This window comes from Streptomyces sp. NPDC002276 (assembly GCF_053891435.1).
The window spans coordinates 309768-333615 of the sequence record NZ_JBSFCQ010000003.1 but is presented as its reverse complement, the minus strand read 5'-3'; the positions used below and the strand labels follow the sequence as shown (position 1 = coordinate 333615).

The 23848-nt window shown below is 71.7% G+C and carries 19 protein-coding genes and 1 tRNA gene; 15 read left to right on the top strand and 5 right to left on the bottom strand.

The window, feature by feature from the left end; all coding sequences use genetic code 11:
* Positions 1–47: 47 nt before the first annotated feature.
* From ACWIHT_RS10525 to ACWIHT_RS10515, 3 genes are all read left to right on the top strand, one after another.
* The gene (locus ACWIHT_RS10525) at positions 48–716 is read left to right on the top strand and encodes a helix-turn-helix transcriptional regulator (RefSeq protein WP_456166530.1); all 669 of its coding nucleotides are present in this window, start codon (positions 48–50) and stop codon (positions 714–716) included.
* A 177-nt stretch (positions 717–893) separates the two neighbouring features.
* Entirely contained in the window at positions 894–1577 is a 684-nt protein-coding gene (locus ACWIHT_RS10520) for a DUF4255 domain-containing protein (protein ID WP_456166528.1), read from the top strand.
* Between the two features lie 32 nt (positions 1578–1609).
* Positions 1610–3598 (top strand): ATP-binding protein, encoded by a 1989-nt coding sequence (locus tag ACWIHT_RS10515; protein WP_456167105.1) that lies wholly within the window; start codon positions 1610–1612, stop codon positions 3596–3598.
* 27 nt (positions 3599–3625) lie between these two features.
* Here the strand turns inward: ACWIHT_RS10515 and ACWIHT_RS10510 are convergent, their stop codons facing one another.
* Positions 3626–5053 carry a COG1470 family protein gene (locus tag ACWIHT_RS10510; protein WP_456166526.1) on the bottom strand — a complete coding sequence of 476 codons (1428 nt, stop codon included), beginning with the start codon at positions 5051–5053 and terminating at the stop codon, positions 3626–3628.
* A gap of 281 nt (positions 5054–5334) precedes the next feature.
* Between ACWIHT_RS10510 and ACWIHT_RS10505 the strand changes: the two genes are divergently transcribed.
* The 11 genes from ACWIHT_RS10505 to ACWIHT_RS10455 all read left to right on the top strand — a co-directional run bounded on the left by ACWIHT_RS10505 (position 5335) and on the right by ACWIHT_RS10455 (position 18874).
* Entirely contained in the window at positions 5335–6927 is a 1593-nt protein-coding gene (locus ACWIHT_RS10505) for a phage tail sheath family protein (protein ID WP_456166524.1), read from the top strand.
* 57 nt (positions 6928–6984) lie between these two features.
* Complete coding sequence (locus tag ACWIHT_RS10500; protein ID WP_019063375.1) at positions 6985–7428, top strand: phage tail protein; 444 nt, start codon at positions 6985–6987, stop codon at positions 7426–7428.
* Positions 7428–7922 carry a hypothetical protein gene (locus tag ACWIHT_RS10495; protein WP_456166522.1) on the top strand — a complete coding sequence of 165 codons (495 nt, stop codon included), beginning with the start codon at positions 7428–7430 and terminating at the stop codon, positions 7920–7922. The genes ACWIHT_RS10500 and ACWIHT_RS10495 overlap by 1 nt, the downstream gene beginning before the upstream one ends.
* On the top strand, positions 7919–8077 hold the full coding sequence (locus ACWIHT_RS10490; protein ID WP_200716683.1) for a DUF6760 family protein: 159 nt from the start codon (positions 7919–7921) through the stop codon (positions 8075–8077). Before ACWIHT_RS10495 ends, ACWIHT_RS10490 begins: the two co-directional genes overlap by 4 nt.
* Positions 8078–11415: 3338 nt before the next feature.
* The gene (locus ACWIHT_RS10485) at positions 11416–11838 is read left to right on the top strand and encodes a phage tail protein (RefSeq protein WP_019071368.1); all 423 of its coding nucleotides are present in this window, start codon (positions 11416–11418) and stop codon (positions 11836–11838) included.
* Positions 11839–11860: 22 nt separating this feature from the next.
* The gene (locus ACWIHT_RS10480) at positions 11861–12580 is read left to right on the top strand and encodes a CIS tube protein (RefSeq protein ID WP_200716866.1); all 720 of its coding nucleotides are present in this window, start codon (positions 11861–11863) and stop codon (positions 12578–12580) included.
* Positions 12580–14487, top strand: coding sequence for a VgrG-related protein (locus tag ACWIHT_RS10475; protein ID WP_456166519.1), 1908 nt, complete (start codon positions 12580–12582; stop codon positions 14485–14487). The genes ACWIHT_RS10480 and ACWIHT_RS10475 overlap by 1 nt, the downstream gene beginning before the upstream one ends.
* A 37-nt stretch (positions 14488–14524) precedes the next feature.
* Positions 14525–14971: a GPW/gp25 family protein gene (locus tag ACWIHT_RS10470; protein ID WP_362974273.1), complete on the top strand. Its 447-nt coding sequence runs from the start codon at positions 14525–14527 to the stop codon at positions 14969–14971.
* A 3-nt stretch (positions 14972–14974) separates the two neighbouring features.
* On the top strand, positions 14975–16933 hold the full coding sequence (locus ACWIHT_RS10465) for a putative baseplate assembly protein (protein ID WP_456166517.1): 1959 nt from the start codon (positions 14975–14977) through the stop codon (positions 16931–16933).
* Positions 16934–16964: 31 nt separating this feature from the next.
* Entirely contained in the window at positions 16965–17531 is a 567-nt protein-coding gene (locus ACWIHT_RS10460; protein WP_456166515.1) for a phage tail protein, read from the top strand.
* Positions 17528–18874: an NADase-type glycan-binding domain-containing protein gene (locus ACWIHT_RS10455; protein ID WP_456166513.1), complete on the top strand. Its 1347-nt coding sequence runs from the start codon at positions 17528–17530 to the stop codon at positions 18872–18874. The genes ACWIHT_RS10460 and ACWIHT_RS10455 overlap by 4 nt, the downstream gene beginning before the upstream one ends.
* Positions 18875–18889: 15 nt before the next feature.
* Here ACWIHT_RS10455 and ACWIHT_RS10450 read toward each other — a convergent pair whose 3' ends face one another.
* A complete protein-coding gene (locus ACWIHT_RS10450; protein ID WP_456166511.1) occupies positions 18890–19348 on the bottom strand; it encodes a cupin domain-containing protein in 459 nt (152 codons plus the stop codon).
* A 166-nt stretch (positions 19349–19514) separates the two neighbouring features.
* On the opposite strand from ACWIHT_RS10450, the gene ACWIHT_RS10445 reads away from it, so the two are divergent.
* Complete coding sequence (locus ACWIHT_RS10445) at positions 19515–20129, top strand: TetR/AcrR family transcriptional regulator (protein ID WP_456166509.1); 615 nt, start codon at positions 19515–19517, stop codon at positions 20127–20129.
* An 18-nt stretch (positions 20130–20147) separates the two neighbouring features.
* On the opposite strand, the gene ACWIHT_RS10440 is transcribed toward ACWIHT_RS10445, so the two are convergent.
* The 3 genes from ACWIHT_RS10440 to ACWIHT_RS10430 form a co-directional block, all read right to left on the bottom strand.
* Complete coding sequence (locus ACWIHT_RS10440; protein WP_456166507.1) at positions 20148–22523, bottom strand: hypothetical protein; 2376 nt, start codon at positions 22521–22523, stop codon at positions 20148–20150.
* A gap of 3 nt (positions 22524–22526) precedes the next feature.
* Positions 22527–22599: transfer RNA gene (locus ACWIHT_RS10435), tRNA-Gln, on the bottom strand.
* Positions 22600–22650: 51 nt separating this feature from the next.
* Positions 22651–23676 carry a lysylphosphatidylglycerol synthase transmembrane domain-containing protein gene (locus ACWIHT_RS10430; protein ID WP_456166505.1) on the bottom strand — a complete coding sequence of 342 codons (1026 nt, stop codon included), beginning with the start codon at positions 23674–23676 and terminating at the stop codon, positions 22651–22653.
* Positions 23677–23848: the final 172 nt, after the last annotated feature.

Below are 23848 nucleotides of genomic sequence, written 5' to 3'. Positions count from 1 at the left end.
CCACCAGCACAACCGGGGTGGCACGTATGTGGATTCGAGGGAGAACGTTGCTCAACTCATCGCGGACCGCACATCCCGGTACGGCCGACCCCGGCGACCGGATACCCGTGGCGGTCCACGCCCCGGACCCGATCTCGCGCGAAGGAGCCCTCAGCCAGCTGCGCAGATACCCGGAGATCGACCTCCGCGAGGAGAACGACACCGGCCCCGGCAGGGTGGCCCTGTTCATCGCGGACACGCTCGACGAAGCCGCGCTGACCAAGCTGCGCAGACTCGTGCGCAGCGAGGGCGGGCGCGCCGTACTCGTCGTCGGGGCCCTGCGCGAGGCGGAGTTGCTCGATGTGATCGAGTGCGGGGTCGGCGCCATCGTCTGGCGCCAGGAGGCGACCGCGCAGCGCCTGGTGCAGGCCGTGATCGCGGCGGCCCGCGGCGACGGCGACCTGCCGGCCGATCTGATCGGCAGACTCGTCGAACAGGTCGGGACGCTGCACCGCAGCGCGGCGGGCCGCTCCGGAGTCCAGACGGCGGGGCTCGTGCCGCGTGAGGTGGACGTCCTGCGGCTGGTCGCCGAGGGACTCGACACCGGAGAGATCGCCAGCAAGCTGTCCTATTCCGAACGCACCGTCAAAAACGTGATGCACGGGCTCACCACCCGCCTCCATCTGCGCAATCGGGCACACGCCGTGGCCCATGCCCTCCGGGAAGGCTACATCTGACCGAACGGGCACTCGAAGTCGGACACGCGGGCAACCTGCCCTGCCCTTCCTACGTCCCCAACGTGCTTGCGGGCATGGCCGGTTGGAACGGCACGATCGGAGTACGGCCGACAGGGGCGTATCGGGCGCCGACGCGGACGGCGGGGCACGACAGCACGGCAGGGCGGGAGTACGGCGGTGATCCACGAGGTGGACGAGGTCCTCAAGGACCTGATCGGCGGCGGCGCACTGGCCGGTTCGGGCATCGAGGTCTCCTTCGACGCACCGACCCGCGACTGGGCGGCCCGCCGCAACACCCCCACGATCAACACCTACTTGTACGACATCAGGGAGGACGTGCACCGCCGTCAGCGCGGGCATGTCGCCGTGCGCGACGAACGGGACGTGATCGTCAAACGCCGCCAGCCGCCGCGCTGGTTCCGGCTGTCGTACCTGGTGACGGCGTGGACGAAACGGCCGCAGGACGAACACCGGCTGCTGTCCGCCGTGTTGGCCACCCTGATCCCGCGCGAACTTCTCGCCCCCACCGAACTCCCCGGTTCCCTTGGCCAGTTGGGCCTGTCGGTGCCGATTTCGGTGGCCGGCATCCAGACCGAGTCACGCTCCCTCGCGGAGATCTGGTCCGCCCTCGGCGGCGAACTCAAGCCCTCCCTCGACCTCGTCGTCACCGCGCCCTTCCCGGCCTACCCCGAGTACGACGCGGGCCCACCGGTCACCGAGGGCGCCGCGGTCCGCGTCCACGGCCTCGACGGCACCTCACCGGGCCCGGAGGAACGCGCCCACCGCCCGCGCCAGGTGGCGGCGGCACGGGAGGCCCGCGAAGTGGCGCGGCGCAGGAGGACGTCGGGGACGGGGACGTGACGGTCGGGGATGTCGGCGTGGCCGTCGGGGACATGACCGGAGTGACTCCTGCCGCCGGGCCGGAGGCCGACGCTCTCCTCGCCCGGCTCGGCCGCCTCCGCGAGCGCGTCGCCCTGCTCGTCGCGGAGCGCTCCGCGACCGACCCCACGGCCACCGACCCGCTGCGCGGCCTCTACCTCTCCGGGGAGGCGGTGGAGTACCTGCTCCTGCGGTCATCCGAACCGGCGCCGCCCGTAAGGGAGTCGGTACCCGACCGCCTCACCGCCCTCCGCCTCCCCGACCTCGACACCGCCCTCCTCCTCATCGCCCTCGCCCCTGACCTGGACCGCACCTTCGAGCCCCTCTACGGCTACCTCAACGACGACGTCAGCCGCCGCCGGGCCACCGTGGGACTGGCCCTCGACCTGTGCGGCGTCCCCGCCCACGAGGCGGCGGGACGGGCCCGCTTCCAGCCCACGGCCCCGCTGTCCGCCCTCGGCCTGCTCACCGTGGAGGAACCCGAACGCCCCTTCCTCAGCCGCTCGTTGCGGGTACCGGACCGCGTCGTGGCCCATCTGCTCGGCGACGACACCCCGGACGCGGCCCTCGCCGGGCACCTCCACCCACTGCCGACGCCGAGAACGCTGTACGACGGTCAACACCCGGACGGGGACGACGAGTTCGCCCACTTCGTGGACCGGCTGGCCGTGCTGCTCGCCGGTGGGCCGCCGCTCGCCGTGTATCTGAGGGAGCGTCACGAGGGCGACGGGCTCGTGTGCGTGTCGGCCGCGCTGGCCGCGGCGGGGGTGCCCGCGATCCGCTTCTCCGGCCCGGTCGAGCGGGTGCCCGAGCTGCTGCGCGAGGCGCGTCTCGGCGGCCGTACGGTCGTCGTGAGCGGCCTGCCCGACCAACCCGGGCCGCTCGTAAGGGAGTTGACTGCGGCCTTGGATGTCTCCGTGGTGTTCGCCGGGGGCCGTCCGTACGACCCGCAGTGGTGCGAGAGCGACCCGCTGATCCTGGAGGCGCCCCGGCGACGAGCCGCCGCGGTGCGTGCCTGGACGGAGGCCGTCGGCGCGGACAGCGGCTTCGACGTACGGGCCACCGTCGCGCCGTACCACCTCGGCGCCGACCGCATCGCGCGCGCCGCCCGTGCCGCGCGGGGGCTCGCCGGGTTCGACGGGACCCCGCTGACCGCCGCCCATCTGCGGCTCGCCGCCCGCCAGCAGTCGGCGTCGGGGCTCGAACAGCATGCCCGCCGCATCCAACCGGCGGTGGATTGGCGGGACTTGGTTCTGCCCGACCGTTCACTCACCCAGCTCCACGAACTCGCCCTGCGCGCCCGGCACCGGGACCGAGTGCTCGGTGACTGGCGGCTGAGCGCGGGCGGCGGCCGGGGGCGGGGCGTGCTCGGGCTGTTCGCGGGGGAGTCCGGTACCGGCAAGACACTGTCGGCGGAGGTCGTCGCGGCCGAACTCGGCCTGGATCTCTATGTGGTTCAGCTGTCGTCGGTCGTCGACAAGTACATCGGCGAGACCGAGAAGAACCTCGAACGGATCTTCACCGAGGCGGACCGTACCGATGCCGTGCTCCTCTTCGACGAGGCCGACGCGGTCTTCGGCAAGCGGTCCGAGGTCAAGGACTCGCACGACCGCTACGCCAACATGGAGAGCGCCTATCTGCTCCAACGCCTGGAGTCCTTCGACGGGATCGCGCTGCTCACCACCAACCTGCGCGCCAACATCGACGAGGCGTTCACCCGGCGGCTCGACCTGGTCGTCGACTTCCCGTTCCCCGGTCCGGAGCAACGGCTCGCCCTGTGGCGGCACGGCCTGACCCATGTACCGAGCGCACCGGACCTCGAACTCACGCCACTGGCAAAGGAGTTCGAGCTGGCGGGCGGCTCGATCCGCAGCGCGGTCGTCACCGCCGCCTACCTCGCCGCCGGACGCGGAGACACGGTCGGTGCGGCGGACCTCCTGGAGGGGGCCCGCCGCGAGTACCGCAAGGCGGGACGGCTGGTGCCGGGAGAGGGCACCTGGTAGCGCCCCGCCGGTCACCGGATCACGCCGTCAGCTTGCCGGCACGGTCATCCTGAGGGCCACCAGTTGGGGGGTGTTGTCGACGGTGCCGGGGAAACCGAGCGCGGGCCGCGGATCGGTGCAGGTCAGAGGGCCCCAGTTCCAGCCGGTGTTGCGGGAGAACCAACAGAGCTTGCCGCTGCCGATGTTGATCGCGAAACCCGTCATGTACGGAGCGTCCGACTTCACGCTCCCGATGTAGTTGTCCTTGCCGTCGGCGATGACGTCCGTCCACCCCGAGGGCTGGTACTGGCCCTTTCCGTCGGTCGACGCGGGGTTGTGGAGGAAGGCGTTGGCCCCCGAACCGCCGGTGCCGGTGACCGCGATGTTCACGGAAAGGATCTTCTCGTCGGTGATCGTGCCGGCCGTGGCGCCGTCGCACTCCGGGGACTGCCAGCCGTCGCCCTCGGCGTAGACCCGGTAGCAGATGTGGCGTCCGGAGTCCCGCGCGGCCAGCTTGTTCACCGCGGTCGCCGCCGTCGCCGGCTTCGGCTTGGCGGACGGCTTGGAGTCTCCCGAGCCGCCGCCCGACCCACCATTCGCGGCGGCGGTCGATGTCTCGGCCGCCGGGGGCGCACTCGTCGCGGCGGCGGCCGACGGCGGGGGAGCGACGCTCAGGGTGGGGCTGGGCGCGAGCGTGCTGACGCTCGCGTCCTTGAGCTGTTCAGTGGCGGTCGTCCGCACCTGCGGCTTGTACGCGATCCACAGCATCAGGAAGGTGAGCGAGAGCGCGAGGACGGCCCCGAGGAAGGTGGCCAACCAGCGCGGCAAGAACCCGCGCTGGAGGTAAGTCCCCTCCACGGGAAGGGGGTTGGCGCCGGACCGCAGCACGTTCAGCGTGTACGGCCGCTGCTCCTTCGGCCCGAACCAGATGATCTTCCGGGGCTTCAGCGACGCCTTCACGAACGCCGCCCGACCGGGCTCGATCTGCACATTGCCCGGATGGATGTCGTACGACAGCTGGTCGCCGTTGTCGCTGCCGCTGATCGACGCCGTCAGCTTGGTGTTGCCGAGGTTGTCCACGGCCAGCCGGGGGCGGCCCCGGAACCGGCCCTTGACGGTCGGCGGCACCAACTCCGCCCGCACCTCCGTGAACGGGGTGATCGTCAGATTGCCCTCGGGGACGGTGACCGCCTCCGGGTGCTCGGTCGGCGTGATCCGTACCGCGTAGGGATTCGGGCCGGCCGTCGCGTCCGGGGTGCGGGGCGGCGCGAACGTCAGGTCGACCGTGCCCGTCGTACCCGGGTAGAGCCGCAGCGTCTGCGGCTCCACGGTGGTCCAGGGCGCGATGCCCCCGACCGGCTCGAAGCGGTACTCGTCCACGACGTCGCCGGTGTTGCGCAGCCGCAGCCGCACTCGGGTACTGCCACCGGGATCGACGGTCGCGGACGCGGGCTCCAGGGAGGTCCACAGACTCATGCGCCGACGCTACGACGGATGGTGAGGGAACGTCAGGAGCCGCCGGGGCAAGGGGGATTGCCCAAAGGGGCGCCGTCGTAAACGCGGTTGCCGCCCGAGCGGCGAGGACATCCGTCGTGACGGCCCGGAAGGGCAGCGCGGGGCGGGTCGCGGCTGTCGCGCGGACTGCCCCTGAGGGCACGGAAGTTGCCCCGAGACAGGCACCCGAGGACGTTTCGGCGGCCGGGGGACGCGAGTGACGCTTAAGAGCGTCTTATCTCGTACCCCGAGGAGAGCAGAGCATGCCGTCCTACCTGTCGCCCGGCGTCTACGTCGAGGAGGTGGCCAGCGGCTCGCGCCCCATCGAGGGAGTGGGCACCTCGGTGGCGGCCTTCGTGGGTCTGGCCCCGACCGGTCCGCTGAACGAGCCGACCCTGGTGACCAACTGGACGCAGTACGTGGCTGCCTTCGGTGAGTTCACCGACGGGTACTTCCTCGCCCACTCCGTCTACGGCTTCTTCAACAACGGCGGTTCGGCCGCCTACGTCGTCCGTGTCGGCGGCACCTCCGAGGGCACCGGCGCCGAGGCCAAGTCCCCGTCCGCCGTGGGAGGTTCGGCCGCGCCGGCCGCGCTGACGGCGGGCGAGCCGACCCAGCTGGGCACCTTCGCCGTGACCGCCGTGGCACCCGGCGACCTGACCGTCGAGGTGGCCGACGCCGAGGGCGAGGGACCCGCCGAGCGGTTCCGGCTGATCGTCAAGGACGCCGGCCGGGACGTGGAAACCTTCGACGTGACCGCCAAGAAGGGCGGCCGCAACTACGTCGTCACCCAGGTCAAGGAGCGCTCCAAGCTCATCGCCGTGGCGGAGGCCGCGCCCGCCGCGCAGCTGGCCCGCCCGGACAACCAGACGGTCGCGCTCAGGGCGCCCGCCGCCGCCCCGGCCGCACCCGCCGTACCCGGCAAGGGAAGTGACACGGCGTCACATCCCGGCCCCGCCACCTACCTCGGCGACTCCGCCGACCGCACCGGCTTCGGCGGCCTGGAGGCCGTGGACGAGATCTCCATGGTCGCGGTCCCCGACCTGATGGCCGCCTACCAGCGCGGCGCGATCGACCTGGAGGCCGTCAAGGCAGTCCAGTTGGGCCTGATCGCGCACTGCGAGCTGATGGGCGACCGCGTCGCCGTCATCGACCCGCCGCCGAGCCTGAACGCCCGTCAGATCCGCGTCTGGCGCCAGGAGACCGCGGGCTACGACTCCAAGTACGCGGCCCTGTACTACCCGTGGATCAAGACCTTCGACCCGTCCAGCGGACAGTCCCGGCTGATCCCGCCCAGCGGCCACATCGCCGGCATCTGGGCCCGCAACGACTCCGAGCGCGGAGTGCACAAGGCGCCCGCCAACGAGGTCGTACGCGGCGCGGTCGACCTCGAAACACAGATCACCCGAGGCGAGCAGGACCTCCTGAACCCCATCGGCGTCAACTGCATCCGCGCCTTCCCCGGCCGCGGCATCCGCGTCTGGGGCGCCCGCACGATGTCCTCCGACCCGGCCTGGCGCTACCTCAACATCCGCCGGTACTTCAACTACCTGGAGGAGTCGATCCTCATCGGCACCCAGTGGGTGGTGTTCGAGCCGAACGACCACGCCCTGTGGGCGCGCATCCGGCGCAACATCTCGGCCTTCCTGGTCAACGAGTGGCGCAGCGGCGCCCTGTTCGGGCAGCGGCCCGAAGAGGCCTACTACGTCAAGTGCGACGAGGAGACCAACCCGCCGGAGTCGGTCGACGTCGGCCGGGTCGTCTGCGAGATCGGCATCGCACCGGTCAAGCCGGCCGAGTTCGTGATCTTCCGACTGGCCCAATTCTCCAGCGGCAGCGGGGAGTTGGAGGAGTAGGCGAGCCCCCCGTCAGCAAGCAGTCAGCCGCCGTAACGCCATAAGGACAGCGAATTCATGAGTCTCCAGCCGGGTGACGCCCTCACCTCACACAATTTCGGCCTACAGATCGACGGCGTGATGGTCGAGTACCTCGCCGAGGTCAGCGGCCTCAGCATCGAGCAGGACGTCATCACCTACCAGCAGAACACCCCCAACGGCCAGAACGTGGTCAAGAACCTGCCGGGCGTGAAGAAGAACGGCACCTGCACCGTGATCCGGGGCATGACCCAGTCGGCGTCGTTCACGCAGTGGATCAACGAGTCGATCTCCGGCCAGATGACCACCGCGCGCAAGAACGCGTCGATCATCATGATGGACTTCCAGAACAACCCCGTGAAGCGCTATCACCTGCGCAACGCCTGGTGCAGCAAGATCGACGCGAGCACGGTGAAGGCGGGCGAGGCCGCGGCGCTCACCGAGTCCGTGACCATCGTGTTCGAAGAACTGGTCATCGAATAATGCGGCGTTCGGGGGCGGGGGCGGGGGCTGCGCCGGCTGCGGTTGCGGCGATGCCGGGTGCGGAGTCTCCGGCCGGGGTGGGAGCGGGCCCGGTACAGCCCCCGGCTCCGGCCGTACGGCAGACGCTGCGGACCGAGTTCCCCTTCCAGCTGCCGCGCGGCTACGTCGACGAGTCCGGCACGGTCCACCAGGACGGTGTGATGCGACTGGCCACCGCGCGCGACGAGTTGGTGCCGCTGCGGGACGTCCGGGTGCAGGAGAACCCGGCGTACCTGTCCGTGGTGCTGCTCGGCCGGGTGATCACCCGGCTGGGGTCGGTCCCCATGGTCCACGACGGGATCGTGGAGAACATGTTCGCCTCCGACCTGGCCTTCCTCCAGGACTTCTACCGCCAGATCAACGCGGAGGGCCACACCCGCGCGGCAGTTCAGTGCCCGCACTGCGCGGAACCCTTCGAGGTGGAGCTCGGCGGGAGCCGCCTGGGGGAATCGTGACGTACGCGACCGACCGGCTGCACGAGGAGATCGCGTACGTCGCCTACCACTTCCACTGGAGCCTGGAGGACATCCTGGACCTCGAACACCACGACCGCCGCCGCTACACCGGCGAGATCGCGTCCCTGGTGACGCGAGCCGGGGCGGAGGGCTGAGCGGTGGGGTTCTTGGACCGGTTGCGGGGGCGACAGGCCGGAGGGCCGGACTCTGGCTCTGACACCGACTCTGGCTCCGTAGGTTCTACGGGTTCTACGGGTTCTACGGGACCGGTTGTGACGGTGGCCGCCTGGCTGGGGCTGGCGCCGATCCAGCGGGCATCGGCGGCGGGCGGTACCGGGGTGGCCGACGCCGAGTTCGGCGCACGCCTGCCCACGTGGCAGAACCCGTCCTTCACCGGCACGGGGTTCCGCGCGGTGCTGGACGCGGAGCGCAGCGCCTCGATCGCGGGTTCCTCGTCCACGGCGGCGGCTACGGCACGGGCGGTGCCGAGTCTGGGCCTGCCCGCGGGGGAGTTGCCGGTGGCCGGTCGAGCCGCGGGGGCGCCGGCGGAGCGGGTTCCGGCGGTGCCGCTGCGGGCCAGTGCGAGTGTGCGTGCGAGTGCCCTTGCGGGGCGTGCGGTGCCTCTTGCGCGGGGCGGTTCCTCCGGTTCCGGTGTGCGGCCGGAGGCGGTGCGGAGGAGTGGCCCGGAGCCTGTGGCCGCCGCGGTGCGTCCGCCTTCGGGTGTACGGGTCACTCCGGTGCCGTCGGAGCCTCGTCGGCCGGGGTCGTTGACGCGGGCCGGGGCCGGGGCCGCTGCGGCTGCGGTGCAGCGGCGGCTCGCCGCCCGGCCGAACTCGGCTGCGGCCGGGGACGGTTCGGGACACGGCTCGGACGACGACCAGGACGGGGGAGCGGGGGAGGCTGCCGCGCGCGACGAATCGTCCGTCCCACTCGCGGCTCCGGAGGCTCCGGCGACTCTTGAGACTTCGGGTGGTCTGGGCGGTTCGGTTGGTTCGGGTGATCGGAGTAGGACGGTGGCTGCGGGCCCCGGTGCGGCGAAGCCTGCTGTGCAACGCCGAGCGGCGGCCAACTCGGTTGTGCGGCAAGGTTCTTCGGCTCGCTCCGTGACTCCGCAGGTGCGTCCGGCGGGGGGTGGCGACGAGCCGGTCGCCGACCCTGGCGTGGGGCGTGGCGCGGCTCCGACATCCGGGAATGGCCACGGGACGAACAGCGTGCAGCGGGTGATCACGGCACCGGACGCGACGGTCGCGGCCTCGACTCCACCGACGGCACCGGCCAGTCTGCAGGCTTCGCCGCCCGTGCAACGCGCCGCGCTGCCCGCTTCCGCCCCGCGCGACGGCGGCTCCGCCGAGCCCCGCTCCCACGCCCCGGCGGAATCGGGAAACACTCCAACCCCTGGTCCTACGACCCCTCGCGCGCCCCGCGTACCCCTCGGCGCCCCGCTCACCACACGCCCGAACGAGACACGGCAGCCAATGCCACGTCCGGCCGGGACAACCAACGCCCATGCGACGCAAGGCAGTTCGGCCACGACTCCGGTCCCGACGTCGGGTTCGGCAACACCCGCCCGGCGCCGCTCACCGCTCGGCGCCCCCGTCCCCACGACCCCCGCGGACGCCAAGCCCCTCACCGGCTCACCGATACCGCCGACGAGCACGGGGCGCCGTACGGAGGCGGGCCCGAGGCCGACATCGGCCCAAGGGCGAGACCAGAGCCAGGGACAGGGCGAGGGCCAGGGCCAGGGACAGGGGCAGGCGATTCAACGCAGCGCGGCCCCGAGCAGGCCTGCACCACCTCCGCAAGCACCCTCGGTCACGACCACGTTCCCGACCACGGCAAACCCGCCCGGCACACGCACCCCGGCGACACCAGTTCCAGAACCGGTGCTTCAGCCAAGTGAGCTTCCCGGTACGCCTGTTGTGCCCGCTCCGCAGGTTCTGTCGGCCACCGCGCGTCAGGGTGCTGTGCCCCCGACCACCACAGACCGACTCACCGCCGTCTCGGCCGACGCGGCAGCCACACCCACTCTGGGGCAGGGACTGACGGTCCAGCGAAGCGTGGCCCCAAGCACGCCTGTACCGGCCCAGCACGCCCCTTCGGCCACAGCCTTCGCGCGCCCAACCGCCCCACTCCGGCCGACCACAGCCCCGGAGGCTACCCCGCCCCTGGCTCCGCTTCCGTCGCCGAACGTGACCCCGTCCCCGGCCCTGTCTCCCTCCAAGGCCGCGCCTCAGCCCCTGGACGTGGCTCCGCCCTCGGTAGAGAACCCGCCCTCGACCGTGAGCCCATCCCCGGTCGGACCCCGACTCTCGGCCCTGACTTCGCCCCGGGCCACAACTCCACCCTCAGCTGAGACTCCGCCTGAGGCCGCGACGGCGTCCTCAGCTGGCCCCGAGCCCGCAGCCTCTGCCGTGCCCGCACCCTCGGCCATACCCCCGCGCTCAACCACGATCCAGCGCCACGCCACCCAGCCGACTCAGCCCGGCCCGGCCACACCCGACCTCACGCTTTCCCACGCGCCCTCTCTCCCCGTACCTCCGCTCCCCGCACCCCACCCCACCCCCCAGGCACCCGCGACCCACTCACCCACCACACCGGCACTCCCCGCCGGTTCGCCCCGCACCCCACCCTCCGCACAGCGCCTCGCAGCCCCGTCGCCCCTCACTCCCGTACCCGTACAACGTCACCGCCGTACAACCCCCGACAGGCCCGCCGCACCCCTCAGGCACGTCACACCCCTCGGACGTACCGCACCACCCGTCGCACCCGCACCCGCACCCGCACTACCCGCAGTACCTGGAATTCCCGTACCCCCCAACACCCCCGGAACCCCGGTCACCCCCGTAGTACCCAGGACCCCCGGACTCTCCACACCCCCCGGACTCTCCGCCACCCCCACAAGGCCCCGCACCCCCGCCACACCCGTAGTACCCCTACACGCAGCCACCCCCGCCCCCCACACTCCCCACACCCCCCTCCCCCTCTCCCTCCCCACGCCCACCCCCGCCATCCCGACCCCCACCGCCCCGACCCACGCCCTCCCGGTCCAGCGCAGCTTCTCCTCCGCCACCAGCGCACTCGGCGCAAGGGTCTCCTCCAGCCTCAACCGAGTCCGCCCCACCTTCGAGAAGACCCCCACCGCACCGGCCGCCGTCGCCGCGCCCGCCCGCACCACCGCCTCACCCCCCTCTTCGCCCCCGCCTCCCCCTTACTCCCCGCCCCCGTCCACAGCCGCGTCAGCCCCACCGACACCCCCACCCTCACCCCCACCCCCCACCTACGAAGCCATCCCCGCCGGTCAGTTCGACCCCCGGGAGCTCACCGACTTTCAGCTCGACGAACTCGTGCACCGGATCATCGGCCGCATCACCCGCCTGATCCGCACGGAACTCCGTCTGGACCGCGAACGCATCGGCAAGCTCCGCGACCCCCGCCACTGACCGCCACGGCAAGACACAGCCCCGCACCGCAACGACAGAAAGGCCCACCCCCGATGTCCCGCCTCGACCCGGGCTCCACCATCTGGTTCACCCTCAGCATCGACGGCGAGAGCCTCGGCTACTTCAACGGGTGCGAAGGGCTGTCGTCGCAGGTGGAGATCGAGCACCGGCAGGAGGGCGGCAACAACGGCTTCGTATGGCAACTGCCCACTCGCGTCACCTTCTCCACCATCCGGCTGACCCGCCCGCTCACCCCGGACACCTCCAAGGTCGCCAAGTGGATCTCCTCCGTGCAGACCGGGATCAGGCGCCCCACCGGGCAGATCGCGGCGCTGCGCGCGGACGGCTCGGAGGTCGCGCACTGGGGGCTGATCGACGTGCTGCCGGTGAGCTGGCAGGGGCCGTCCCTCGACCCGGCCGGGCCCGCCGTCGCCACCGAGGTGCTGGAGATCGCCCACCACGGGTTCACGGACTAGGCGGCGGGGCGGGAGACACACCATGGCCACCAGCAAAGGCGCGGGCAAGAGCCTCGTCCGGGCGAGTCTTGCCATTCACGAGCCGCCTGTCGGCGGGAGTACCACCCCGGGCGGGCTCATCAAGACCTTCGCCTTCGACTTCAACCCGGCGCAGCTGTCGCTGACCCGCCGCGCCCAGTGGAAGACGACTCCGGCACAGATCGAACGGGACGGCTCACTACCGGAGTTCATGGGTTCGGAGCCGCGCGAGATGAGCGTCGAGATCTTCCTCGACTCCTCCGACGAACCGTCGAGCAACTCCGTGCTGAAGAAGGTCGAGTCGCTGCTCGCCTGCTGCGATGTGACCACCAAGTCCATTGCCGCCAAACAGCCTTCACCGCCGTGGGTGGTGTTCCAGTGGGGGTCCTTCTCCACCGCCCGCTTCACCGCCTACGTCTCCTCCGTCGAGGCCGCCTACTCGCTCTTCGGGACGACCGGCGTGCCCATCCGCGCCACCTGCCGGCTCCAACTGCACGAGATCCCGAGCAACACCAAGGGCCAGAACCCGACTTCGGGCGCGCTCACCGCCCGCCGCGTGCACCGGGTCGTAGCCGGAGACTCGTTGCAGTCGCTGGCCTGGCGGGAGTACGGCGACTCCGCCGCCTGGCGGGCCATCGCCGAGGCCAACGGGATCGACGACCCGACACGGCTCGCGAACGGTGTCGAACTCGTGCTGCCCGCCGCCGAGGAGGTGCGTTCCTGATGGTGAAGGCCGCGTTCTCCAACGTCGTCGAGGTGAGCATCGGAGGGGCCAAACTCCCTTCCGAGTACGCCCGTTGCCTTGTCGACAGCTACGTCGACCAGGGCGTCGGAGTGCCTGCCGCGTTCCGGCTCACCTTCCGGGATCCGTACCGGCTGATCCTCGGGAAGCTCGGCGTCACCTTCGGAACGAAGGTCGTCATCGCGCCGGTCGCCGACGGACAGGGCGCCTCCGATCCGCTGCTCACCGGTGAGGTCACCGGACTTGAGGCCGACTACGACGGCACCGGCACCTTCACCGTCGTGCGCGGCTACGACTTCGGCCACCGGCTGCTGCGGCAGCGCCGCGTCGCCGCCTACCGCAACCAGAGCGCCTCCGACATCGCCCGCAAACTCGCCGCCCAGGACGGGGTTCCGATCGGGCGGATCACCTCCACGCGCACGGTCTACGAGTTCATCTCCCAGTCCAACGTGACCGATTGGGACTTCCTGGCCCGGCTCGCCGACGAGAACGAGATGGTCATGTCGGTCGACGCCGACGGCAAGTTCCAGTTCGTGGAGCCCAAGCCGTCGTCCGGTGCGCCGTCCCCCGAAACCGACGGCGATAAGAGCCCGTTCGTGCTCCAGGCCGGGCACGACATCCTGCGGCTGCGGGCCGCCGTGACCGCCGCCGACCAGGTCGGCAGCGTAGAGGCGCGCGGGTGGGACGTCACCACCAAGAAGAAGCTCACCGCGACCGCGCCCGGCACCTCCAACCCGGCCATCGGCATCGGCACCACCCCGGGCGCGGCGGCCGGCAAGTTCAAGACGGCCAAGCTGGTCGAGACGGGCACGCCCTACGACAAGCAGAACGAGGTGAAGTTCGCCGCCGACGCCCTCGCCGACGACGTCACCTCCTCCTTCGCCGAGCTGGAAGTCGTCGCGCGCGGAAATCCCAAGCTGCGCCCGGGAGTTCCGGTCGCGCTGGCCGACGTGGGCACGCCCTTCGAGGGCAAGTACACCGTCACCTCCGTACGACATGTCTTCGGCGACGGCAAGCACTACGAGACCTGGGTGACGGTCAGCGGACGGCAGTGGCGCTCGCTGTACGGGCTCGCCTCGGGCGGCTCGGAGACCGCGCCCCGACTGCCCGGTGTCGCCAACGCCCTTGTCACGGACGTCAATGACCCGCTCAAACAGGGGCGGGTCAAGCTTCAGTTCCCGTGGCTCGACGACACGTACGTCAGTGACTGGACGCGGACCGTGCAGCTGGGCGGGCTCGATGGCGGCGGGGTGTTCCCGATGGACGTCAACGACGAGGTGCTGGTCGCCTTCGACCGGGGGGCGCTGGACCATCCCTTCGTGATCGGCGGGCTCTACAACGGCAAGGACAAGCCGACCGTCGTGAGCGATGTGCCGTTGCACGACGCCGTACGCAAGAAGGCGAGCCGGCACACCGTCTCCGACCGGGACGGCAACCGGCTGGACCTGCTGAGCCAGAAGACCGGTGGCCGCAAGCAGGGCGTCCGACTGGCCTCCGGGGACGAGAAGTTGACCATCAACCTGGACCGTACGAACACCGAGATCGTGGTCGACAGCAAGGGCACGGTCACCATCAAGGGCAGCCGGTCGGTGTCGGTCGAGGCCGGTACCGACCTCACCCTCAGTGCCCGGCGCAGTCTCACCATCAAGAGCGGTGGGCCGCTGAGCATCGAGGGACGCGGGCTGGTCAACGTCAAGTCGACCACGGGAGCAGTCACGTTGGACGCGATGGGCGCCCTCAACATGAAGGCGATCGGCAACGCGATGCTCACCGCCGGCGCGAGCGTGCAGATCAACTCCATTGCCAACGTGGGCATTCGGGCCGTCACCGTGCCGATCATGGGCGTGGTCACTCTCAACGGCCTGGTACCGGTGGTGCTTCCGGCATGAGCGGCCCAACGGACAGAGACAGAGCGGGTGTTGCGTGATGGCCGAACAGTTCGTCGGGTCCGGATGGTCCTTCCCGCTGCGCATCGGGCCGACCGGCGGTATCGCGCTGGTCAGCGGGGAGCGCGAGGTCGAGGAGGCGATCCGGCTCGTGCTGTCCACCGCGCCGGGCGAGCGCCCGATGCGGCCCGACTTCGGCTGCGCGATCCACGACCTGGTGTTCGCGCCGGTCAACGAGCAGACCGCGGGCCGTATCCAGCACGAGGTGCACGTCAGCCTCGACCGCTGGGAGCCGCGCATCGAGGTCGAGGACGTCGAGGTCACCGCGGGCACCGAGCAGAGCGTGCTCTACATCGACGTCCGCTACTCGATCCGGGGCACCAACAACCCGCGCAGCCTCGTCTTCCCCTTCTACGTCATCCCGTCCCACGACGAGCCGGACGACACCCCCGGTACGCCCGGCACGGCTGCTGAAAGCGACTACTGACCGATGGCTCTGCCCTCCCCGAACCTGGACGACCGCCGCTTCCAGCAGTTCGTCGACGACGCCAAGCGCTACATCCAGCAGCGCGCCCCGGAGTGGACCGACCACAACGTGTCCGACCCCGGCGTCACCCTCGTCGAGACGGTCGCGCACATGGCCGACCAGATCGTCTACCGCCTCAACCGGGTACCGGACAAGAACCACTTGGCGTTCCTGGACCTGGTCGGCATCACGCTCTTCCCGCCGTCCGCGGCCCGCACCGACGTCACGTTCTGGCTGTCGGCGCCCCAGGAGGAACCGGTACAGGTGCCGCTGGGCACCGAGGTGGCGACGATGCGCACCGAGGGCGAGGAGGCGGTCGTCTTCGCCACCGAGCGCGAACTCGCCGTCGTACCAACGACGTTGCGCCATCTCGTCGTACAGCACCGGGGCAAGCAGGTCGTCGACCGGACGCACGACCTGGCCGAGGGCAACCACGTGATGTGCTTCGCCGAGTCGCCCGACCCCGGCGACTCCATGCTGTTCGGACTGACCGCCGCCGTCCCGCACTGCGCCCTCGCCCTCGAACTCGACAGCCGCGTCGACGGAGTTGGCGTCGATCCCCGTCAACCGCCCCTCGTGTGGGAGGCCTGGACCGCCGACGGCTGGCAGGCCTGCGAGGTGGACCGTGACGGGACCGGCGGGCTCAACCGCCCCGGCGCGGTCGTCCTGCACGTCCCTGGCGGCCACACCCTGTCCCGCAACGGCGGCCAGGAAGCAGGGTGGTTGCGCTGCCGCGTCACCGAACCCCACCCCGACCAGCCCTTCTACACCACCTCGCCGACCGTCCGCTCCGCCGAGGCCTTCACCATCGGCGGCACCACCACCGTCGTCCACGCCGACACGGTCTACGACGAGGCGCTCGGCGAGTCCACCGGCCTGCCCGGGCAACGGCTGCGGCTCGCCCACACACCGGTCGTCGGCGACAATCCGCCGCTCCTCCTCCAGACCGCCGAGCACGAGGGCTGGACGGACTGGCAGGTCGTCCCGCACTTCGCCGCCTCCGGCCCGCAGGACCGCCACATCACCCTCGACGCGGCCACCGGCGAACTCGCCTTCGGCCCCGCCGTCCGCGAACCCGACGGCACCCTGCGCCAGTACGGCATGGTCGCCCCCAAGGGCTCGGTGATCCGCGCCCGCCGTTACCGCACCGGCGGCGGCCGGTCCGGCAACGTGGCGCGCGGCGCCGTGCAGATCCTGCGCAGCTCCATCCCGTACGTCTCCGAGGTGATCAACCGCGAGGCGGCGCGCGGGGGAGTGGACGGCGAGACCGTCCAGGAGGCCAAGACCCGCGCCCCGATCACCCTGCGCGCCCAGGAGCGGGCGGTCACCCTCCGCGACTATGAGGAACTGTCCCGCCGGGCCGCCCCCGAGACCGCCCGCATCACCTGCCTGGAGGGCGACGAGGGCGAGCACGGGGCCTATGCCGTACGGGTGTTGGTCGTGCCGCAGGCCGTGCCCGACCCCGGCGGACGGCTCCGCTTCGAGCAACTAGTCCCCGGCGACGCCCTGTTGGAGCGCATCACTCGGCATCTCGACGAACGGCGGCTGATCGGGACCCGGTTGGCGGTCGGCCCGCCCTTCTACCAGGGCGTCACCGTGGTCGCCACGGTGCACGCCTTCCGGGGCGTCGACACCGACCGGGTGCGCCGCCAGACCCACGACGCGCTTTACCGTCACCTCGACCCGCTCACCGGCGGATCGGACGGAAGGGGCTGGCCGTTCGGGCGTCCGGTGCAGTCCGGCGAGGTCTTCGCGGTGCTCCAGCGGGTGCCCGGCGTCGAGCTGGTCGACGAGGTCGTCCTGCACCCCGCCGACCCGCTCACCGGCAAGCGCGGCGACCCCACCGACCGCATCGACCTGGAACGGCCGTCCCTGGTGTTCTCCTTCGACCACCGCGTCCGCGTGATCGGAGACGGCGCGTGAACATCGTCAACTCCTGCTCAGGAGGCGCGCGTTGAGAGGATCAGTGGACGGACTCGGCTCGTCCGCGCCGATCGGTGCGATGCTGCCCGCCGTGTTCGCCGACGACGACCTCGCCCAGCGTTTCGTCGCCGGTCTCGACGAGGTCGTAGCACCGATTCTGAGTGTGCTGGACTGCCTGGACACGTACTTCCGGCCGTCGCTCGCGCCGCTCGACTTCGTTCAGTGGCTGGGGAGTTGGGTCGGAGCGGAGACCGACGGCAGCGAACCGGAGGCGCGGCTGCGGGCCGCCGTGGCCGCCGCCACGTATCTGCACCGCATCCGCGGCACCCGGCGCGGCCTGGCCGAGGCCGTCCGGCTCGCCTTCGGGGTCGAACCCGAGATCACCGAGAGCGGCGCCGCCGACTGGAGTGCCCGGCCGCTCGGCCCGGTACCCGGCGAACGCAGCCCCCGGCTGCACGTACACCTGCGCCTGCCCGCGCCCACCACCCTGGACGTCCACCGCCTCGACGCCCTCGTGGCGGCGGCCCGCCCCGCCCATATGCCGTACACGGTCCAGGTCACCACCACCGTGCCCGCCGAAAGGAACCCCGAGAGATGACGACCACCCAGAGCTGCGCCGAATGCGGAACCCGCGCGGAACCGGGCCAGTCGTTCTGCGACTCCTGTGGCGCCGTCCTGAGCTGGACGGACCGCGCGGGCGCCCGCGCCGGTGCGGCGGCCGAGCGCGGTGCAGGCAACAGGGTTCCGGGGCAACGGAGTTCGGCCGACGACGACCCGGCGGCCCGACTCGATGCCTTGTCCCTGCGGCTGGACGCGATGGCCGCCGACTCGTACGACTCCCTCGGCGCGGGCAGCGTGGAGGAACCGGCGAACGGCGACGCCTCGCACCCCGCGACCCGTCTGGACGCGGACCCGGCGGTCGCCCCGGCCCAGACCTCGGGCCCGGCCCAGACCCCGTACCCCCACCCCTCCCCGACCCTCGCGCCCCACCTTCCCCACGACGGGACCGTTCCAACTCAGCCGGTGCCCGCCGCCCCGCCGGAGTCGGAGGCCGAGCGGGCCCGGCGGCTGCTCGTTCCGGTCGACGACCCCGAGCCCCGGCAGGCGCCCTCCGTGGCGCCGGTGCTGCCCGGCCGCCCGGTGGCCGCGCGTCCGCAGTCCGTGCGGGCACCCGGTGTCGAACCCGGAGCGGTGGGCGGAGTGCCCTGCCCCTGGTGCGCGACGGCGAACCGGCCGGACCGGCACTACTGCGCCCGGTGCGCGATGCCCATGGCCGGCGACGAGCAGGTCGCCGGCCGGCTGCCCTGGTGGCGGCGGCTGCTCACGTACCGCAGCGGAGAGATCCCGTGGGCGGGGGACCGGCCCCGGCTGCGCCGTACCTTCGACCGGGTGCTGACCTGGATCGGTGCCGCGATCGTCCTGACCCTGCTGATCGTGCTTGCCGTCAACATCCCGCGCGGTGTCCAGGCCGCGAAGGACCACTTCGCCAAACGCGCCCCCGTCTCCCCGGACCGCGTCACCGCCTCCCGCTCCTTCCCGGGCCACAAGCCGGAGTTGGCCTTCGACAAGCTGAACAACACCTGGTGGGGGCCGGGTGTGTCGCAGTCCGGCGAGGGACAGTGGCTGGAGGCCAAGTTCGACGAGCCGACGCGGCTGCTGGACGTGCTGATCACCCCCGGTGTCTCCACCCGCGCCGACCAGCTCAGCCAGTCGGCGCTTCCGCACCGGATCGAGGCCAGGATCACCACGGCCGACGGAAAGACCACCACCCGTGAAATCAACCTCGACCAGGGGGCCGGAGCCCAGCGCCGGGCCTTCCGGGTCGGCGAGGTCACGTCGGTGCGCTTCACCATCGAATCGGCCTACGGAACCTCGGGAAAGAAGCAAGTGTCCATCGCCGAGATCGAGTTCTTCGGCCCGTCGAACTCGGGCGGCTCCTGAGGCACGTCGGTCGACTCAGGCGTAGTCGGTCGCGGGGACCGTGGCGTAGTGGCTCATCATCTCGATCGTCGACTCGGTGTTGAACTCCCGGCCGTCGGCGATCATGTCCCGCAGGTCACGGAAGTACTGCACGAACAGGTCGGGCGTGAAGGTGTTGATCATCACGGCGGGTTCGTCGCCGGGGTTGGCGAAGGTGTGCGGGGCGCCGGGCGGGATCATCGCGAGGGTGCCGGCCGGGGCGACGTGGACGGTCTCGCCGATGGTGAAGTGCACGGTGCCGGAGACGACGTAGAAGCCCTCGTCGTGCTGTCCGTGGCGGTGCTGCGGCGGGCCCTGGGTGTGCGGGGCGAGGGTGATCTCGCCGATGCCCAGGCGGTGGCCGGTGGTGCTGCCGTCCTCAAGGATGCGCATCGTGACCGGGCCCAGGCGGATTCTCTCGCCGTCGTCCGGACCGACCACGGAAACCTCGTTCATCTCGAACTCCCTTGTGTTCGCCGTGCGTTGTGCGTCTTCAGGTGAGTAGGACAGTAGGCTGGCAACTCTTGTCGTGCAAGTACACTCTCACGATGAGAGTTGGTCGTGATAAAGTGCGGAAGGGACGGACGGCAGCGACGAGCGAAGACGGGGATGTGACGAACCGATGGCGACAACCCAGACGGACACGGGCCGCAGCAATCAGAAGAAGCGCACCCGTACGGCGATCGTCGAGGCGGCCCGGGTGCTGATCGGCGCGGGCAGCGATGTGACCATGCCCGAGATCGCCCGCGCCGCCCTGGTCTCCGAGGCCACCGCCTACCGCTACTTCCCCGACCTTCCGTCCCTGATCGGCGAGGCCCTGGCCGGTGTCTGGCCCGACCCGGCCGAGGCGCTCCGGCCGGTCGCCGACTCCCGCGATCCCGTCGAACGGGTCGCCTACGCCTGCGAGTTCCTGCTCCGCGGCATCCTGGCCCGCCAGGGCGGGGTGCGCGCCATGATGGCCGCGACCATCGTCCGCCCCGACCCGGAGAGCATGCGGCCCGGGATCCGTTTCGGCCTCATCGACCACGCCCTCGCCCCCCTGGAGGGCACCCTGGGAGTGTCGGACCCGGAGGCGTTCACCCAGCTCAAGCGGGGTCTCGCGGTGGTCGTCGGCGCGGACGCCCTGTTCACCCTCACCGACCAGTTGGGGCTGACCCCCGACGAGGCCGTCGCCAGCGCCGTACGCACCGCGACCACCCTGACGGAGGCGGCGGTGCGCACGGCGGCCGTGGGCTAGGACCGGGTCCGAGAACTCTCAACCCTCCTGCGGGGCAACGGCAGTTGGATCACTCGCCAGCCAGTGGCCGTCCGTGGTCCAGCCGAGCAGTCGGCGGGCCCGGCCGCCGTCCGCCGTACCGTCCGGGCCGAAGCCGCCGCCGTCCGCGACCAGCCGCAGCCCCGCCAGGGCGGGCGCGAGGCGGGCGGCGACATGGAGCGGGTGACGGCCCGTCTCCTCGTCCAGGCCGCCGAGCACGCGCCGCTGCTCGGCGGGCGGGCAGAGCGACAGATGGAACACCAACTGCCGCCAGGCGTAGGCCGCGTCCTTGATCGTGGCGTACGGCCGCGGGTTGCCGTGCACCCGGCCCGTCAGCCGGCAGACGGTCACGAAACAGCGCCGCGCCAGCTCGGCCCAGCCCGGGTCGGGGGCGATGCCCACCCGGTGGACCAGCGTGGCCAGGTTGTGCGTGGTCAGGATCTGTGACTGCTCGATCACCTTGCCGTTGCCCGCCACCCAGGACCCCTGCGAGCCACCGGACTTCGTCCCGGCCGGTGCCGAGGACGCCACCTTGGCCCGCTCCGCGCACAGCCGCGCGAACCCCGGAGAGGTCCGGGGCTTGAGCGTGCGGCGCGCCGCCTCGCTCGCTTCGGCGATCGCCAGCCGACGGATCGCCTCGTAGTCGATGCCGTAGTACCGCTCGTACAGCGAACCGCCGAGCAACTCGCCCGCGATCCGGGCCGCCACGAGGAACTTCGGCCCGAAGGTGTTCATGAAGATGTCGGCGGCCAGCTCCTCCACCAGCGGGGCGCCCAGCTCCGACTGGCGGACGAGTACGCCGAGTTCGCGTACGAGCGGGTTGGGCAGGATCGTCCCCGGGAATCCCCGTACCGCCAGCTCGCTCAACTGCCGTAGCACCAGGGCCGCTTCGGCCGAGCCGTCGCCCCGCTGCGGGGCCACCGCCCGTACCCAGGGCAGTTCCTCGATCCGGACCTGCCGCTCCAGGTTGAGCAGGAGCAGCGAACGGCGGTTGCGGAACGCGCGGTAGTCCGCGGCCATCAGCGCCCGCAGCGCGTCGTCGTCGTAGGCCCGCGCGCTGGTGACGGCGACCAACTGCGGTACCAGCTCGGCCAGTACCTCGGCCGAGGGGACGACTCCCCGTTCCACCAGGACGTCGACCGGTGCGCTCAGCGCGCCTTCGACCACTCGGCTTATTACAGGCGGGAGTCGGGCGCCCGCGGGGACGCCGGTCTCCCGCTCCTCCGGTCCGGACACCGGGGCCAGCACAGGCGCGACATCGGCGATGCCCGACTCCTGGGGCAGCACGGCGAGTCGGCCCAACACCACCTGTGCCAGGGCGTGATGGGAGGGCAGAGCGGCCTGGACCCGCTGCGCGCGCCGCAGTTCGGTGTGCGCCGGAGATCCCGGCAGCCCGCGCCGCCGCACCATCGACGCGACGGCGTGCCGCAACAGCCCGAGCCGACGCGCGTCCAACTCCCGCCCGGCGACGGTCTCCTCCAGCGCGCCGCGCAGAATGCCCAGGTTCCCCTTCGAGCTGCGGTGCTTCCCGCAGCGGGTGTGCTCCTCGGCCAGCGACTGGTAGCGGCTCAGCAACTCGCCACCCCGCGCCAACCAGGCTTCGTCCGGGGCGAGTTCGAGCACTCGCCCGTCGGCCCCGCCCACCGTCTCCAGCCAGTGCGCGAGCAACTCGTCGCCGAACGGCTGCCATACGGCGAGTGCCTCGCGCTCAGTCTCCACGGCCGCGTTCGGACGGCGCCGGACCAGCCTGTTCACGGTGTCGTCGACGGTACGGCGGTGCAGCGCGTCGGTGCCGTCCGGCGCGGGCCGGTCGGTCGACGGGCGCGGCAGGAACCGGAGTTGATCCGCGAACGGCTCCAACTCCGCGACCAGGTCCAGCGCGGCGGCCGTCTCCCCGTGCCGCACCAGCCACGCCATGGTGAGCAGCGCGCCCTCCTCCGGCACGGTCACCTCGTACCGCCCACTGTTCAACCGCCCCCACAGCCAGGTGAGTCCGCCGTCGGTGAGACAGTGCGCGAACAGCGCCCGCCGGTCCGCGGGCACACCGAACCGCTCCGCGAGCGCGATCTCGTACGGCTGGAGCGGGCCGCCCGCGCCCGGGCCGCCCGCGCCCGGGGCGCCCGTGGCGAAGCCGCCGCGCACCACCTCGGGAGTGACCCAGGCCGGGAACCCGGCCACCGGGGTGCGCGAACCGATCGTCAGCCACCCACCCGCCATTCCCGTGAGCACGGCACGCCAGCGCCGCGTGCGGCCCTCCGCGCGACGGCGGGTGTCGGCGTCCTCGTGGGTCCGCGCGGTCGTGAAGGCCTTGGCCAACTGGCCCAGGGCGTAGCCGGGGCCCGCGGTGAGGTGCTGCTGCTCAGCGTCGTCATCCATAAGCCGACGTGGCGGGTACCGCCCCCGCGCCCTCCGGGTCCAGAGCCCGGTGCTCTCCTGACTGAGCTACACGTCGATGAGCAGCGACGTTAGGGGTGGTACAGGTGGCCGTGCAAGTGGATTTCGGTCACAGCACCTTCCGGTGGACCAGCGCCGACAGCATCAACGCCCCTGGCAGCAACGGCACCCACACCGTCAGGACGCGGTAGCCGATGACGCTCGCCGTGGCCAGATCCATGGGGGCGCCGAACGCCACCATCGTGAACACCGTCGCCGCGTCCACGGGACCGATTCCGCCGGGTGCGGGCACGGCGCCGACCGCGGTGCTGGCGGCGAGGAACGCGAGGACCACCTGCGCCCAGGACAGCGGCATGCCGAGCGAGGCTCCGACGGCGAAGATCACCGTCGCCTGGAGCACGGGGGCGGCGGCGGCCCCGCCCCACAGGGCGAGGATCCGGCTGGGCATGGTGTGCAGCTGCCGTACGTCGGTCAGGGCGGTGCGGACGCAGCGGAGGACGGGGCTGCGCAGCCGTCGTACGGCGCACAGCAGGACGGTGACCGTGGTGAGAACGGTCGCCAGACCGCCGACGGCGAGGAGCAACGACCAGCCTCTGGGGGCGAGTTGGCCGAAGCGCAGCATCTCGGGGAAGGAGATCAGGAAGACCAGCAGCACGAGCGTCTTGGCGATCGGCCTGACGAGTGAGTAGAGGGCGAGCGAGGCGGTGGCGCGGGGGAGGGGGATGCCCTGGCCCTGGAGGAAGCGCAGGGTGACGGCGTGGGCGCCGATGCTGGCCGGCAGGGCGTGGTTCGCCGCGCCGGCCGCGAACTGGGAGGCGATCAGCAGACCGGTCGGCAGCCGGTCCGGCACGGCACCCTGGCGGACCAGGGCGGCGGTGCCCCAGCCGAGGCAGGTGAAGAAGAACGCGGCCAGCAGCCACCAGGGGTCGGCGGAGGCGAGCCGGGCGGTGCCCTCGTACATGGCACGCCAGTCGACCGCCGCCCACACCACGATCAGCAGCAGGGGCAGCAGGGTCAGGACCTTGGTGGCGAGGCGCGCGGCGGAGGGGAGTCGGAAGGGGACGGGGGCGGGCGTGGGGCCGGTGGTGGAGGCGGGGAGCGGCCCGGGGATCTCTTCGAGCGGAAGCAGGGACACGAGGCGAAACGTTCCCATCCGGTATGACGCAGTGGTGTCGGGAAGCGGAAGGGGCGCGGGCGGCTGGGCGAAGCGGACGGCACGGATGGAGCGGGGCGGACGCCACGGCAGCGGCCGGGCGGACGGCACCGAAGGACCGAAGCGGACGCCCTGGTTGAAGCGTAACCGTGTC